The sequence below is a fragment of the Variovorax frigidus genome, from assembly GCF_051216515.1.
Classification (GTDB): domain Bacteria; phylum Pseudomonadota; class Gammaproteobacteria; order Burkholderiales; family Burkholderiaceae_C; genus Variovorax.
In genome coordinates this window covers 43,239-57,852 of sequence record NZ_JBPJZF010000009.1, presented here as the reverse complement: position 1 = coordinate 57,852, position 14,614 = coordinate 43,239, and the positions used below count along the sequence as shown (strand labels likewise).

At 60.0% G+C, this 14,614-nt stretch carries 16 protein-coding genes; 2 read left to right on the top strand and 14 right to left on the bottom strand.

Annotated elements, in window-relative coordinates:
• Window positions 1-17: 17 nt before the first annotated feature.
• From ACSFBC_RS24950 to ACSFBC_RS24940, 3 genes are read right to left on the bottom strand one after another with little or no spacing between them, the layout of a single operon-like run.
• Window positions 18-1,001 (bottom strand): branched-chain amino acid ABC transporter permease, encoded by a 984-nt coding sequence (locus tag ACSFBC_RS24950; protein ID WP_435513029.1) that lies wholly within the window; start codon window positions 999-1,001, stop codon window positions 18-20.
• On the bottom strand, window positions 998-1,876 hold the full coding sequence (locus ACSFBC_RS24945; RefSeq protein ID WP_435513028.1) for a branched-chain amino acid ABC transporter permease: 879 nt from the start codon (window positions 1,874-1,876) through the stop codon (window positions 998-1,000). Before ACSFBC_RS24945 ends, ACSFBC_RS24950 begins: the two co-directional genes overlap by 4 nt.
• Before the next feature lie 28 nt (window positions 1,877-1,904).
• A complete protein-coding gene (locus ACSFBC_RS24940) occupies window positions 1,905-3,074 on the bottom strand; it encodes an ABC transporter substrate-binding protein (RefSeq protein WP_435513027.1) in 1,170 nt (389 codons plus the stop codon).
• Between the two features lie 206 nt (window positions 3,075-3,280).
• On the opposite strand from ACSFBC_RS24940, the gene ACSFBC_RS24935 reads away from it, so the two are divergent.
• Together ACSFBC_RS24935 and ACSFBC_RS24930 are read left to right on the top strand one after the other, a co-directional pair.
• The gene (locus tag ACSFBC_RS24935; protein WP_435513026.1) at window positions 3,281-3,877 is read left to right on the top strand and encodes a MarR family winged helix-turn-helix transcriptional regulator; all 597 of its coding nucleotides are present in this window, start codon (window positions 3,281-3,283) and stop codon (window positions 3,875-3,877) included.
• Window positions 3,878-4,206: 329 nt separating this feature from the next.
• Window positions 4,207-4,488 carry an HU family DNA-binding protein gene (locus ACSFBC_RS24930; RefSeq protein WP_435513025.1) on the top strand — a complete coding sequence of 94 codons (282 nt, stop codon included), beginning with the start codon at window positions 4,207-4,209 and terminating at the stop codon, window positions 4,486-4,488.
• A 365-nt stretch (window positions 4,489-4,853) separates the two neighbouring features.
• Here ACSFBC_RS24930 and ACSFBC_RS24925 read toward each other — a convergent pair whose 3' ends face one another.
• From ACSFBC_RS24925 to ACSFBC_RS24875, 11 genes are all read right to left on the bottom strand, one after another.
• Window positions 4,854-5,924 carry a PDDEXK nuclease domain-containing protein gene (locus ACSFBC_RS24925; RefSeq protein WP_435513024.1) on the bottom strand — a complete coding sequence of 357 codons (1,071 nt, stop codon included), beginning with the start codon at window positions 5,922-5,924 and terminating at the stop codon, window positions 4,854-4,856.
• A complete protein-coding gene (locus ACSFBC_RS24920; RefSeq protein WP_435513023.1) occupies window positions 5,921-7,249 on the bottom strand; it encodes a tyrosine-type recombinase/integrase in 1,329 nt (442 codons plus the stop codon). The genes ACSFBC_RS24925 and ACSFBC_RS24920 overlap by 4 nt, the downstream gene beginning before the upstream one ends.
• Before the next feature lie 265 nt (window positions 7,250-7,514).
• Window positions 7,515-8,522, bottom strand: coding sequence for a heat-inducible transcriptional repressor HrcA (hrcA, locus tag ACSFBC_RS24915; RefSeq protein WP_435513022.1), 1,008 nt, complete (start codon window positions 8,520-8,522; stop codon window positions 7,515-7,517).
• A gap of 22 nt (window positions 8,523-8,544) precedes the next feature.
• The gene (locus tag ACSFBC_RS24910; RefSeq protein ID WP_435513021.1) at window positions 8,545-9,642 is read right to left on the bottom strand and encodes a hypothetical protein; all 1,098 of its coding nucleotides are present in this window, start codon (window positions 9,640-9,642) and stop codon (window positions 8,545-8,547) included.
• A gap of 78 nt (window positions 9,643-9,720) precedes the next feature.
• Entirely contained in the window at window positions 9,721-10,452 is a 732-nt protein-coding gene (locus tag ACSFBC_RS24905; RefSeq protein ID WP_435513020.1) for a hypothetical protein, read from the bottom strand.
• 20 nt (window positions 10,453-10,472) lie between these two features.
• On the bottom strand, window positions 10,473-11,048 hold the full coding sequence (locus tag ACSFBC_RS24900; protein WP_435513019.1) for a recombinase family protein: 576 nt from the start codon (window positions 11,046-11,048) through the stop codon (window positions 10,473-10,475).
• 350 nt (window positions 11,049-11,398) lie between these two features.
• Window positions 11,399-12,460 (bottom strand): zonular occludens toxin domain-containing protein, encoded by a 1,062-nt coding sequence (locus ACSFBC_RS24895; RefSeq protein ID WP_435513018.1) that lies wholly within the window; start codon window positions 12,458-12,460, stop codon window positions 11,399-11,401.
• Window positions 12,460-12,744 (bottom strand): DUF2523 family protein, encoded by a 285-nt coding sequence (locus tag ACSFBC_RS24890; RefSeq protein ID WP_435513017.1) that lies wholly within the window; start codon window positions 12,742-12,744, stop codon window positions 12,460-12,462. The genes ACSFBC_RS24895 and ACSFBC_RS24890 overlap by 1 nt, the downstream gene beginning before the upstream one ends.
• Window positions 12,741-14,195 (bottom strand): virulence factor TspB C-terminal domain-related protein, encoded by a 1,455-nt coding sequence (locus ACSFBC_RS24885; protein WP_435513016.1) that lies wholly within the window; start codon window positions 14,193-14,195, stop codon window positions 12,741-12,743. Before ACSFBC_RS24885 ends, ACSFBC_RS24890 begins: the two co-directional genes overlap by 4 nt.
• Window positions 14,182-14,373, bottom strand: a complete 192-nt coding sequence (locus tag ACSFBC_RS24880; RefSeq protein ID WP_435513015.1) for a hypothetical protein — start codon at window positions 14,371-14,373, stop codon at window positions 14,182-14,184. Before ACSFBC_RS24880 ends, ACSFBC_RS24885 begins: the two co-directional genes overlap by 14 nt.
• Before the next feature lie 21 nt (window positions 14,374-14,394).
• On the bottom strand, window positions 14,395-14,613 hold the full coding sequence (locus ACSFBC_RS24875; protein WP_435513014.1) for a hypothetical protein: 219 nt from the start codon (window positions 14,611-14,613) through the stop codon (window positions 14,395-14,397).
• Window position 14,614: the final 1 nt, after the last annotated feature.

The window sequence follows — 14,614 nt, the reverse complement described above, 5'->3', positions numbered from 1 at the left end:
GAGAGATGAGACGGTAGTCAAGAACGCCCCCCCAGACGAAGGTTACGCCAAGCGTGCTGGGCGATACCCATCAGGCCACCTCGGCCGAACATAACCACCGCGATCAGCAGGACGCCAATCACGAGCATCCAGTAGTACGGATTCCACTGCGACGAGAAATGCTTGAGCAGCATGTAAATTGGCGCTCCGATCAGCGCGCCGTACAGACCTCCAAGACCACCCAGCACCAGCATCACAAGCACGTCGACACTGGTGTCGAGTGCGAACACACCAAGACCTACGAACGCGTTGGCTTGGGTAAAGAGCGCCCCTGCGATGCCCGCCGCTGCGCCACTGATTGCGTAAGCCAAGGTGAGGTGAGGCAACACCGAGTTGCCGATTAGCCGCATGCGGCCGGGGTTCTCTCGGATGCCCTGCAGGGCTATTCCAAAGGGTGAAGAGACCACCCGCTTCAACAGCCAAAACACGACCACTAACCAGCCCAAGGTATAGAGGTAGCTGGTCTTGCCGCCAAGCCCCCAATCGAACACGCCGAGGATCGGCGCAAACTGGATACCAGACAGGCCGTCATCGCCTCCCGTGATGCCGGTAGCCTTGTGAGCTGCCTCGAACACCAACACACCGATGGCAAGTGTGACCATCAGCAGGGGTAGATGGGTCAGCCGCAGTACAAAGGGGCCCAGCGCCAGTGCGAGCAGTGCCGATGCGAGGCCAGCCACGAGCACCGCACTGATGGGCTCGGTCCAGCCCGCCAGCGATAGCCAGCCTGCGATGTAGGCCCCGAGTCCAAAAAACACAGCGTGGCCGAACGTGAGCACGCCGGAGAAGCCCAGGAGAAGGTCAAACGAGAGAACCAGGATCACCATCACAAGCACGGAGGTCCCGAGCGAGAGATATTCTGGAAAGGCGAAGAAGATTGCCAGGGCCAGGAGCAGCCACGCGACTTCTCCGACACGCAGGCTATGCCGCGACAGGATCGAATCTCGAGGTAGTGAGGTCATGCGACACGCGTGGTCTTGCGACGCACGAAAAGGCCATCCTGTCGCCAGATCATGAGCACGATCAGCAACGCGTAGATGAAGAAGGCCCCGAACTGGGGGAAGAGGTACCGACCGGCAGTCTCGACAATTCCTACGATCACCGCGACGGCCACCGACGCGCGGATCTGACCATGTCCGGCGAGGGCGACGACGACCAGGACCAAGACCAGGTACTTGAGTGGCCACATGGGTTCCATCGGCAGCATCGGTGCTCCCAAGGCGCCTCCGAGCGCCGCCAGGCCGCAGCCCAGAGCGAATGTCGCAGAGAAGAGCAGCGGCACATTCACACCCATCGCTTGGGTCATCGTGGGGTTGTCAACCGCCGCACGAAGCTTGGCGCCGATACCGGTACGGTCAAACATCCACCAGAGCGCCCCGATCACGCAGACACAGACAATGGAGACGACGATGCGATACACCTCGAAATCGCGAAACCCCAGGTCCACGCTGGCCTTCAACGATGGCGGAAGTTCCATGCTCATCACATTGGGACCGAACACCAAGGTGAGAAGCGCAATGACGATGAAGTTGAATCCAATGGTCACCAGGACCTGGTCGAGTTGGGGTCGCTTGTAAAGGTGCACATAGAGCAGTCGTTCGGTGAGGACTCCGAATGCCGCCACGGCGAAGACCGCCGCCGGCACGGCCAAGACATACGGCCAGCCGTACTGCTGCATCAGATTGATCACCATGTAGCCGCCTATCGCGGCGAAGGCCCCGTGCGCCAGGTTCACCACGCGCATCAGCCCCATCGTGATGACGAGGCCGAGCGCGATCAGGCACAACACGAGGCCGAACGAGATCCCGTAGAGAAGAATGAAGGCCAAGGCGGACATGAGTGAACCTGTCAGACGCGGTCGTGGGTCACTTCAACGCCACCGGCTGCACTCGCTCCCAGGTCTTCACGACGCGGTTGCGCTTCTGGCCGCCGTCTCCTTTGACCACTTCGCGTAGGTAGAAGTTCTGCACCAACTCCCGCGAAGCCGGATCGATGGTGACCGGTCCGCGCGGGCTCTTGAATGAGTACCCTGCCAGAGCCTTGACCGCCGCTTCACCGTTGAACGGCTTGCCGGCCTGGTCATTCAGCATCTTGTAGGCCAGGTGCATGCCATCGAAGGCGCCGATGTGGAACGAGTTGGGGAGCACGGTGGGGCCGACGTTCTTCTTCAGCCAGTTCGAGAATGCGACGTTCTCGGGATTGGTCGCATTTGCATCGATATAGATGATTGACTTGAAGCCGATGATGGAATCGTCGAACAAGGGCAGGTCACTATCCTCTGCCTCCCCCTGGCCGATGATCAACACTTTCGACGTCAGACCGCGCGCTGCCAGCGCCTTGCTGAAGCCGACTGACGCAGCTCCTGGCGGAAGGAAAATTTGCAACACGTCAGGATTTGCATTCGCGATGCGTTCGGCGAAAGGCGCAAAGTCGGCCGTATTGAGGGGAATGCGCACGTTGCCAACCATCTTGCCGCCTTCGGCTTGGAACTTGGCGGTGAAAGCCTGCTCGACGAGATGGCCGGGCCCATAGTCCGCCACAGCAACATAGCCCTTGGATTTGCCCTGCTGCCGTGCGTAAATTGCCGCCAGTTCCGCCGGCTGGTTGATCGCCTGACCCATGCGCAGGAACAGCGGCGATAGCTTCATCAGGGACGGGGTTGCCGCGTTCACAATGAACAGCGGCGTTTTGGAGGCGTTGGCGATGGGGGCCGCCGCGGAGACCTCGGGGCTGAGGTAGAAGCCACCCAGAATCGCAACCTTGTCCTTGACCACCAGCTCCTCTGCCAGACGCTTTGCCAGCGTTGGATCCGCGCCAGCGCTGTCGCGGTACACGAGCTCGACTTTGCGTCCCCCTGCCGAGTCGCCGTTGAGCGCGACGTAGGCTTCGACGCCCTGCCGGAACGATTGTCCGGCCACGGCGAACGCCCCCGTGAACGGTCCGACGATGCCGATCTTGACCACCTCCTGCGCTGCAGCAGCCAGCGGCAGGATGGCGCAGAGCGCAGCGAGAATTCGAGCCGAAAGTCTTTTCATCGTTGTCACCTGGTTGTTTTCCGACAGCGGGCGGGAAGGAGCTCGTGAAGACAGTTCTCATCGTCTTCCATGGAAGAGATTCTAGGAGCCGATGTCGCCACGTCCAGCTAGGGTTAGTACCCGGTTATCCATCTTCACGCTGAAGAAGTGATCCGATTCGTCATTTGCAACCCTAGTCTTACAATATCTTCTAAGGAAGTACATAAATGCCGAATATTGAGAAATCGCGGCGCGGTGCCCAGCGCGACCAATGCGCATCCGAGCCGGTGCCGGCCACCAGCCTGATCGACCTGATCGCTCTACAGTGGCAGCGAGAGCGACCCGACCTCGATCTCGACAATTTCCTGCTGGCGATCTATTTCATGCGCCTCGGCACGCTGGTGGATCGCGCGTTCGGGCGGATGTGCGCTCAGCGCTATGGCATCACCGGCGCCGACATGCGTGTGCTGCTGGCGCTGCGAAGGGGCGGCCCCCCGTACTTCAAAAGACCCACGGATCTGTTTCGCGCCCTATTGGTGACTTCCGGTGCCATGACCAAGAAGGTCGACCGATTGGCCGCTGCGGGCTATGTCGAGCGCCTTCCCGACCCAGGACACGGCGGCGGGTTTCTGGTGCACCTCACAAAGAAGGGTTTGGCCGTGGTCGAAGAGGCGGTGGAAGTGCTCGCCCGTGAATCGACGCTCGGCCCGGCCGTGGCCCAATTCAGCAAGGAGGAGTTCAAAGCTGGATGTCGATTTGCTTTGCGCACTCTAGCTGCGATGGAGGTTAATGAACTTTCCTACGACGCGACTAGCACTGAATGAGCATCTTGTCTGCACCTGCCACACCCGAGCTCAGTGCGTCAGAGCGGATCAAGGCAACCTTGGCATCCAGCGTCGCCAGCCCGGCAGCGAGCACGCCGTCGCGCTCACGCAGCTGTGCACCCCATTTCCATGTCTCCTGGCGCGTAAGGTGTCCTGCCGCAGGCGGAAGTAGTTGGCAACAGTAAACTCTCATTGAGCCTGCAGAGCGTCTCACTTCAACGACAAGCCGACACCTGGACACCTACAAGGGAGGCAAGAAGGTGGACCGGGACTTGTCCTCGCCAGCCACATCGGCTGACTCCATCACTATTCCGCAAAGGGACACTCTTTTGAACAAGACCGAACTGGTTATCGCCATCGCCGCGGAAACCGACCTCAGCAAGACCGACGTGAGCCGAGCGCTCGATTCCGTGCTGGAGAACCTGTCCCAAGCCCTGGCGCGCGGCGAGTCAGTGCAGTTGATCGGCTTCGGTGCCTTCAGCGTGTCGAGCCGCGCGGAGCGCGCCGGCCGCAACCCTGCAACGGGCGAGGCGATGACCATCAAGGCGAGCAAGGTGCCCAAGTTCACGCCCGGCAAGGCTTTGAAGGATCGGGTGAACGGGAGCGCCTGATCAGTCCTGGGTGTCAGGTCGAGCGGCGCCGCTCGGCTCGGCCCCTGAGAACACAGAGGTGGCAATGGCACAAGGGTCCAGCGTCCGGCAGGAAGAAGCATCACTTCCACAGATCGGCGCACGCTTCCTGCCAGCAACGTGCCGCCGAAGTGGGCTCACGACGCCCGCACGGGCGTCCCGCTACATCCACGATACCGAGGTTTCCGGAGCGCGGGCCGAATGCCGATGCTCCGCCTGTCACCGTTCACTGACGCCGGTACTGGCCGGGCAACCGCTGCGCCGCAACCCCGCCGCGCACTTTCGTCACCCGAAAGGCGCTCAGAAAGACGATTGCGCACTCGTCGCCGCGCCGCTCTGTATTGCCCTCAGGAACCGTCTTCTTGATTGCTGCGCTGCTCGATCTGAAACTGTGCTCTCCGCGCAGCTTGCTGCAACCGCTCAACCAGTACCGTACGCGGCGGCAAGGTGGTCAAGTACTCAGCAACATGGATGCCGGACTTGTCTAGTTCCAGCAGTTCAATCTGCTCGGACTTCTTGCCAGTGCAGAGGATGATCCCTAGCGGCGAGGCTTCTTCCGGTTCCCGCTCGTGCTTGTCCAGCCAGCGCAGGTAGAGCTCCATCTGGCCTTTGTATGCCGCCTTGAACTCCCCGACCTTCAATTCGACCGCCACCAGCCGGTGCAGCTTGCGGTTGTAAAACAGCAAGTCGAGGTGGAAATCGTCGTCGTCGATCTGGATGCGCTTCTGCCGAGCCACGAAGGTGAAACCCACGCCCAGTTCCAACAGGAATGACTCCATTTCTCGGATGATCGCTGCCTCTAGATCGCCTTCCTGCCAGGTGTCCCGCAAGCCGAGGAAGTCAAGGATGTACGGATCGCGCATGACCAAGCTAGGCGACATGCGCTGTGCGTCGCGCATCGTCGCCAGTTCCTGGGCGATCAACTCTTCGGGCTTCTTGGACAACGCCGTACGCTCGTACAGCATCGAGTCGATGCGCTCGCGCAGCGTCCGAACACTCCAACGTTCAGCACCGGCCATCTGCGCATAGTAGTCCCGCTGCATCGGCTCCTTGAGGGCCAGCAGCAAGACGAAGTGTGACCAACTCAATTGTCGCGACAGCGTCGCGACAATTGCTTCGTCCCGGAACGTAGCGGCGAACTTCACCATCCGGCGCAGGTTCTTCTCCCCAAAGCCCCGCCCGTAGTCTCGGTCGAGCTGCGCCGCCAGGGTCGGCAGGATTTCCTCTCCGTAGCCGGCACGCTGGCCGGCCAGTACCTCCGTATGGATTCGGTGGCCGATGCGCCAAAACAGCAGGGTCAGTTCGGCATTAACCGCCGAGGCGGCGCGCCGCCGAGACGCCTCGATCAGTGTCCGGATGTCGCCAAGCAGCGCCGACGGCTGCGTCCGCCTGCTTGCAGGCACCTTCGACTTGCTCACGCGAACTCGAGCATCAGTTCCTCGGCCACGTCGTTGCTGGCCGGGGGCCGCACCTGCTCCAGCAGGTGATCTTCCAGTTTCGTTAATGCCTCCAGCAACTGTTCTCGCGTTGGCGGCGCGTAGGAAAGCGTCATCGACGTGTTGGAGGAGTGCTTCATCAGGTGTGAAATGGTGAAAGCGTGAACGTTCAACCGCGTCATCGCCGTCGTGAAGGTGCGCCGCAAATCGTGCATGGACCAATGCTGGTCGCATGCCTCCCGGATCAATTTGATGTGGTACTGCGGCGGGCAGACGACGTGGCCCTTCTTCGAGTCGGCATAGCCGAACACGAAGTCATTGATCTTTTCTCTGTACCGGCGCTCCAGTATCGCTCGCGCCAGCGGAGCGATAGGGAAGGTGTAGTCCTGACCGTTCTTAGTGTCCCGGAACACCATGTCGCCCTTCTTGAAGTCCACCTCGGCCCAACGCAGCGTCGCCGACTCGATGGAACGGCTGGCGGTAATCAGCGTGAATAGGATGTAGTCGCCCACAACGCCTTCCAGCGATTCGCAGGCGCGCCACCACTGCACGAAGTTCGCCTTGGTGGTGTCGAGGAAGCCGTTGCGGCGGTTCATGCGACTCCAGCGCCGGGCGGTCTTGAGGATGGAAACCGGATTGACGAAACCGGCACGCGACAGCTTGTACTTGCTGATCGCGTAGTTGTAGGCGGCTTGCAGGTACTTGAAATGCTGGTTGGAAGTGCGCGTGATCGGCTTGACGGCGCCGCCTGCGGGCTTGCGCTTGGGGACCATGCGCGATACGAGGTCGAAGCGCGCCAGCACTTCGTCCTGCGTGATCTCCCGATAGGGCCGCTTAAGCCAACTCGGCAGCTTGATCTTGATGATCTCGATCCTCTCTGCCGAACGGCCATCGGGCTTGGTCTTGAACGCCTTACCGTCCAGGCCACCGAAGTGGCGCTTGGCGGAGTCGATGCTCTTCTTGGTGTTGGCCCGGTGCGAAACCTCGTCCTTGTACTCGTCAATCAGTTCCTCGAGCGTGGCATCGCTGGCCCCGTGATGGCGTTCCACGTACGGGTCTTTCCCGTCGAGCAACTGGGCTTTTACCAGCAAGGCGCCCTTGCGCGCCTGATCGACGGTCATGGGACCGTATTCGCCAATCTTGCGTTTGAGCACCTTCCGGCCCAGGCGCATCTGGAGATAGAACACCTTCTTGGTCATAGAGACGCGCAGACCGAAACCGGTCAATTCGTCATCCATGTAGAAGGTTTGGTCGCCGCCAGCAGCGAAGGCGAGGGACTTCACGAAGGACTGCGTGAGTTTGGGCATCTTGGATCTCCTTCTAGGCTACACGCAGCCGGTCCCAGGCTACACGTAGGCTACATATGGGCTACAAGTTAATCGCAGCCCATCCAAGTTCAGCAAACTATGTCGTGCTGAAAAGTCTTTGTAGATCAAAGACTTAGCGTCAAGATTAGTGGAATTTCTCAACGCCTGCAAGGGCTTACGAAATGCCACTCTAGAATCTTATGAGTCCGCTGCTCTAACCAACTGAGCTAACGGCCCACGCGGACGAATTCTAGTGGAGCGCGGCTCAGGGTTTGCGGTGGCTCAGCGCATTGCTCACCAGGCGCGAGGTGATGTCGACGATCTGGATCATCCGGTCGTAGTGCATGCGGGTCGGGCCGATCACGCCCAGCGTGCCGACCACCTGCCCGTCGACCTCGTAATTGGCGCTCACGACCGACAGTTCCTCGAAAGGCACGACCTGGCTCTCGCCGCCGATGAAGATGCGCACGCCCTCGGCCTTGCTCGACACGTCGAGCAGCCGCATGAGCTGCGCCTTCTGCTCGAACAGGTCGAAGGCGCGCCGCAGCTGGCCCATGTCGCTGGAAAAATCGGTCACGGCCAGCAGGTTGCGCTCGCCGGACACCACCACATCGTCCTGCGATTCGGTCATGACCTCGGAGCTTGCCTGCATCGCGGCCTGCATCAGCGAGGCGATCTCGCCCCGCAGCTTCTCGACCTCGGACTGCAGGCGGTCGCGCACCTGCTCGATCGTCAGGCCCGCATAGTGCGCATTGATGTAGTTCGCCGCCTCGACCAGCTGCGACTGCGAATACTCCGTGTCGGGGAAGATCACGCGGTTCTGCACGTCGCCGTCGGGCGACACGATGATCACCAGCAGTCGCTTGTCGGACAGGCGCAGGAACTCGATCTGCTTGAACACCGAGGTCCGGCGCGGCGCCAGCACCACGCCGACGAACTGCGACAGGCTCGACAGCAGGTGCGCGGCATTGGCGATCACCTTCTGCGGCTGGTCGGGCGCCAGGCTCGGCGCGGGCAACTGCTCCCGTTGCGCGGTCAGCATGGTGTCGACGAACAGCCGGTAGCCGCGCGCCGTGGGAATGCGACCGGCCGAAGTGTGGGGGCTTGTGATGAGACCGAGCATCTCGAGGTCGGACATCACGTTGCGGATGGTCGCGGGCGACAGCTCCAGCCCCGAGGCATGCGAGAGCGTGCGCGAGCCGACGGGTTGTCCGTCGGAGATATAGCGCTCGACAAGCGTCTTGAGAAGCAACTTGGCGCGGTCGTCCAGCATCGTCTGATTTTAGTGTTGTACTTTAAGAATCACCGATGCTCGCAGCGTTTTCTCTCCGCTCTTTTCGCGCTTGAGCCATTTCGTTAAGAGACTTGACTGCGCTCGCCGCGCTCACGAAAGCCAGCGCCATCGGCTTACCTCCATCGGGCCCGCTGACGGGAGGCCGCGCCCTTATCACGTCTGCGAGCAGATCATGAAAAGCGACTTCGTACTGGCCAGGCGCCGTGGGCAGAATTCTGCAGATCGGCAAAATGTTCGTTACATCCTCGGCGTCTACGATCAGAATGTTCAGCCATTCCGGGGACAAGAAAATCCAGTAGCGCGCCGCCGCTGCGTCGAGTTGACGCTTGATGACTACAGCCCAATGCTCGAACCAAGCGTCAGCGCTAGGATGAGTTACCGAGTTGAGGTAAGCCATTGGCCCAATAGTAGTTTCGTAAGATGAAGAAACCACCATGGCATGGCTTCGGTGCAAAATAGTAATTACGTGACCTGTGGTCATTTCGTTCGTGACCACGAGAAAATTTGAATCAGGCAGCCATTCGACGCCGAACGGAGTGAGGCGCAGCGAGCAAATGGCACCACCAACGCCTTGGTCAAACAATGGGTCATGTAGACCGTAGCTCTGAATCAGAGCAGTGACCGAGAGGAGCATTCGACGCTCATCCAAAGCTCCATTGCTCAGCAGGAGCACGACCTGTTTAGTCATATCCGTATGCCACGACTCAAGGCTTCCGATGGACGCTTCGTTCTCGATAACTTTTGGGACTGGGGAGTCAGAACGCCAACGCCAAAGCTCTGCGCCTGCATCTGTCTGCCTTGCAATCAAGAACTCAAACAGATCAGAATGGGTCAAATCGATGGATGCGGCAACCGCCGCCACCGTCCCTTCAATGGAGGACAACGGGCGATGAAGGGTCTTGAACAAAGCCCCGACTTCTGTCGCCCTTCGAACGTCGCCCGCGTAAGCAATTACGCAATCCTCAGAGACAACCATAAGCTTCTGCAAACCCTCTTGAACATACCCAGAAGGGGTCATTCGCGCCGCCTCTCCAAAGGAAGACACACCGCCAGTCCCTGGCGCACCTGTCTGAAAGGTGATCGCAGAATCAGCGAACATGTAGACGCTCTTCCTGTATTTGAACGCAAAACAATATGTCATTACAGTACCTAAAGAATCACCGCAGGGGCTTCAACATTATTCAGCCTCGAACGCACGTAGGGGCCGCCGCCCAGCCAGACGTTCGCGCTTCAGGCTCAGCTTCATATCGTCACTGTCAAATTTGCCTATGATGTACTCTCCGGTAAATAAACTGGTTGCACGGTTAATCCTCGCGGCCACCACCACCTCGCCGTACATCCTAATAACAGCGAAATCCGGCTTCAAGGCTAGAAAATAAAACGTCTGCTGAGACCGACCCGTAGCAGCGCCTGCGTAAAGTGTCAAAGACGCAAGAGTTATAGGGGCGATCGTTAGCAACACACTGAACTGATGCCGCACCAGGGGTGACCAGGAAAATATGGGCCCGCTCAATAAGCGCCGCTTTTTTGACCGCTGCTCGCCAACCCAAAAGGTCGCCATGGCCCAAATACCAAAAGCAGCAAAAATGTACGTAGGCCAGCCATCGGGAGCCACGGCCATACCCAGCAAGATGAACACGAAATACATTAGCACGATTGCGCTATGAACTCGCTCGTGGAGGTCTCTTCGCTCCAACAAAAACATCCCGAACATGGGAAGCCCTAAGCCCAGTGTCGCTATAACAAGCACTGCCGCAGCGATGTTCGAAGGTGTAGGCGCTATAACATAAGTCGGAAATCCCGAATGCCATGCGAAGCCGAGCTCAAAGACGAAGGCTAGTCCGTAGCCCGACACCGAGACAAAGGCAAGGAAGATTGCATCGGTTAGCCAGCTTTGAAAGCGCTTCATCGTTCATTTCTCGCAAAAGGTCATCGCCCATTGTGTCCACGCCGGCTGACACCAGCACGCACCAACGCATTTCGTATCGCGCTAAACGAGCAATCCAGAACAGCAGCCACCTCATAGATACTGAATCCGTCGCTGTAGAGCCTACATGCAAGGGCGACATCATCAGGCCCCAAAAGAGGCGAACGACCGAACCTCACGCCTCGTGCCATGGCCGCCACACGCCCAGCGCTGCAGCGCTCTCTGATCAGCGATCGTTCGAACTGGGCCACCGCGCCCAGTATCTGCAGGATCAGCTCTCCGATCGCTGACGAGGTATCAATGGGCTCGGTTAACGAGCGGACAGCGCAGCCCTCTGCGCGAAGACGGTCGAGCAGACTGAGAAGGTCCTTGAGGCTACGCGCCAGCCGATCGAGCTTGTATACGACCAGCACGTCACCAGGCCGAAGCACAGCCAACGCCCTATGCAACTGAGGCCGAGGCCCCACCCCACTGGTTTTCTCAGAAAACAGCCTTCGGACCCCAGCCTTTTTGAGCGCGTCAATCTGCAGCCGCGTCTCCTGCTCACTGGTCGAGACGCGTGCATAGCCGATCAACACCGCGCTCTAGCGCAGCAACCTGATGGCCGCCAGGATGAGAACCACGATAGCGAGCCAAACCAGCAGCTTGAGGGACCAATGCCAATCAGCCCCCCACAGCGGCGGTGGAGCGCCTCGATTCGAACGGGTAGGCAGCCGGAAAAACTTACGCTTCGGCTTGTCTCGGTTGTTCCACCATTCGCGGTAATAGTCACGGTCTTGGATACCCATTCGCTCAATGTAACAGGGTGTTCCACGAGCACCACCCATGGGCCGGGAACCGTCTCAGATCGGAGGACCATCCCCCGCAAGCGGGTCCCTTCGAATACCGCTTAGCAATGAAGCGAGTTCGCTGCAGAGCGCGTCGCAAGCTAGCGCTCTTTCGCTCTCTTCATATCCTCACGGCGAGCCATGGCGGCGAATACCTCGCGGTCATCATCCGCCCATCTCTGGCGCTCAAGCTGCTCGCGGTAGGGGTTGGCGTCAGAAATGATTTCGAGGGCCTTCCCGATGCCCGAAGCAACGCGCGTGGCGTCTTCGCAAAAGAGCTTGTCCTTGTCGACGGGAAAGCCTGCCGTGTCGAAGCACTGACATCGGTCCCTGATGCGGGCACATCCGGCGAAGGCCGGCTCACGGACCGGGCTTGAGGCTGGCGGCGTGGGTAGGGGTGCCTCTGGCGCGCTCGAAGCGGCCACGGGCTCATGCGGGGCCTTGCCGCCCGGCTGTGCGGGCGTGGCAACCGGAATGAGCGGCTTGCCACCGAAGTAGCGTTCTTGAAAGCTGCCGCCAAACTTCCAGGCCAGGGCTGGGAAGCCGACCAGGCACGCGATGATGACGAACAGCACCGTGGGTATCGCGCGCTTTTGCTTCGTGTGCAGCGAGCTTGATCGATAGACCTTCTCCGCGTCCTTGCTGCGCCGCCAGGCCTTTTTGGCGAAGGCGTTTTTGTACAGCAGCGTGCGGCTCACGCCGTCCCATTCGTAGATGGTGGCGAAGCGGGAATTGCCGAGCTTCCGAATGTGCAAATGCTGCCCGGCCAGACGCACGATTGCCGCGTTGATAAGCATCGGGTGCTGCGTCATCAGGATCATGTCGATGCCGTAATGGCGGTGCGTCTCCAGTTCGGTGATGCACTTTGGCTGTTCCTTGTTCGCGCCCGTCAGCGGCCATGGCTTTTGCACTTCATCGAAGACGATCAGATCGCCAGGCTTGGCCCACTCGTGCCAGCGCGCCAGGTCGTCGGCGTCGATCTTCTCGTGCTCGAGCAAGAGGCCGTTGATGTTGGTGAGCAACCGGCGTTTGACTGTGATCTTCTCGCCATCGGGCGTGATGGCCTGTTCCTGCCAGTCCTTGGCAGCGAGCGGCATCAGGAAGCGCTCTACGACGCCGGCTGTCTTGCCTGATCCGGGCAGGCCTGTAATGACGGTCAACATCAGCCGTTGCTCTTGCCGAGAATCTTCGTGGCGTTCTGGATGTTCCAGAGCATCAACTTAGTCGCACACGCGCCGAAGATCACGCCGAGCGCCTTGCCGAGCCAAAGATACAGCGCGAAGTCGATGATGCCGCCGAGGCCTGAGAGGTTGCTGACAATCATCCCCTTGACCGTGTTCAGCGCGGCATCAACGCCGACGATGGAGACGACGCTGAAGCCGAGCGCCATCAACAGCTTGGCAAGGATCGGCTCTACAAGCCCGATGAGGAACGTTCCGAACTTCATTCGCGTACCCCGCCCGGCATGATGATGAAGAAAGCCATGATGGCCGCGAGGCCCATCACCAAAGCGCGCAGCGGCAGCGCGTGGCCGCAGAAGGTCTGCCAGTCGATGATCGTTGCTGACTGCCCACCGAGCGTCTGAAACGAGGTCGTGACGTTGGCAGGACATGCGCCGCCGCCGAGCACGTCCTCTGCCTCAAAAGTGATGTTCTTCGTCGTCTTCGGAATCTCGGCCTCTGGCGTGTCGGTTTCCATGCAATCGACGCGCTCCGGGTTCTTCTTGCAGGGGTCCTCCGGGTCTTTCTCAGCCTCTTCTTCAGCGGGCGTTTCGGTCTTGGTGGTCGTGTTCCGAACACTGTTGTCGGTGTTGTACGTCGTTGTGTTGGTGACGTTCGAAATGTTCGTGATCGTGTTGCCCGAGGTCTGAAAGTTGTACGTCGTTTTCTCGACCGTGCGCGACCCGTCGGGGTTGGTCGTCGTGTTCTCCTTCCCGGGAATGACGGTCGGCCCCGTTACCGTCAAAGGCGACGGCAGCGGGATGTCGGCACCCTGGCGCAGCAACTCGCCCACCACGCCAGGGTCCGGAGCCTTCTGTGCCATGTATGGCGCAATGTCGTCCATCGAGGCGGGAATCCAAGCGTCATCTGCAACCGGAGTGCACGTGCCGCCCGGTCTGATGTACCAACCCGCCGGGCAGCTCTCACTTTGGCGTTCTTGAAGATCTGAACCAGTTTCAAAGCCGCTGGTCCCCGGGGCAATCGCACGATAGAAGCAGTACGAATCGCCGTGCCCGTCTAGCGGTCCAATGCGGGGGTCAGCGTAGGTGAACCCAAATTGCGCGTTTGCGTTTTGATCCGCGACATAACCACGGCACGCCTGCAGGGGGTCGAGGGTCCACTGCCCCACCCGAGAGCCGTTGGTGTACCAACGATATTCTTTGCCGTTCGATTTCTTGATATCAGGGTCTTGGCGCTGCAGGCCCTTGCCATCTGGTGCAATGCGCGCACCGGCCTTGTCAAGCCAGTCAAGCGCAAGAGGGCAGGCCAGCATGCACGCGACACCAAGCGGCCCACCGAGGAAGCCCGCAGCGGCCGCAGCCAGGTCGCCGAGCTTGAGATCGCCGCCGACGCGATATGGGTACATGACACCGTCGTAGTACCCGGCCTTGTTCGGAATGAAGACCTTGCCATCGGCACCGAGCGCAAAACTGGTGCCCTGGACTGGGGCCTTCGGAATGCCATAGTTACCAGCGGCCTGCCAGCCAGGCGGCGGCGTGATCGAACCGGACTGGTTACCGAGCCCGAAGGACGTGGTCTTACCGCTTTGGCCGTAGGGCACAGAGCCCCAGGCCGGAAGCTTCGCAGCAGTGACGCTCAGCGAAAAGCCAAGAAGAGCAGCAGCAAGCAGAAGCCGCTGAACATGAATTCGATTGAGGACATTTTTAGCCACCGTCATGAGGGCCGCCGTTGAACACGTTGTAGACCTGACGGCCACCCCACACGAGGATGACCAGGAAGAGCATCAGCCCGAAGGCCATGCTGATGTCTTCGAGCTTCTCTGTCGTGACAGGGGCCGGCTCCAGCAGCAGCGTGACCGTGCATGCCGTTGCGCATTCGATGGTCTGTGCTGCCATGCTGGAGCCTCCCCGACTGGCTTACAGCCAGCCCATCTTTTGGCCGAGCTTCTTCGCGGCGTAGATGCTGATGCCAGCCACGATGACCAGACCAACGGCGGTCACCACGTCGGTACCGACACCTTCGATGGCTGCTGCTGCGCCAGCGGGCAGAGCGGCATGCGAAGCCGAAGCAACCGCTGCCAGAGCGGAAGAGACGGCGGTACGGGGCGAACGAACGATGCGAGCAAACTTATTCATG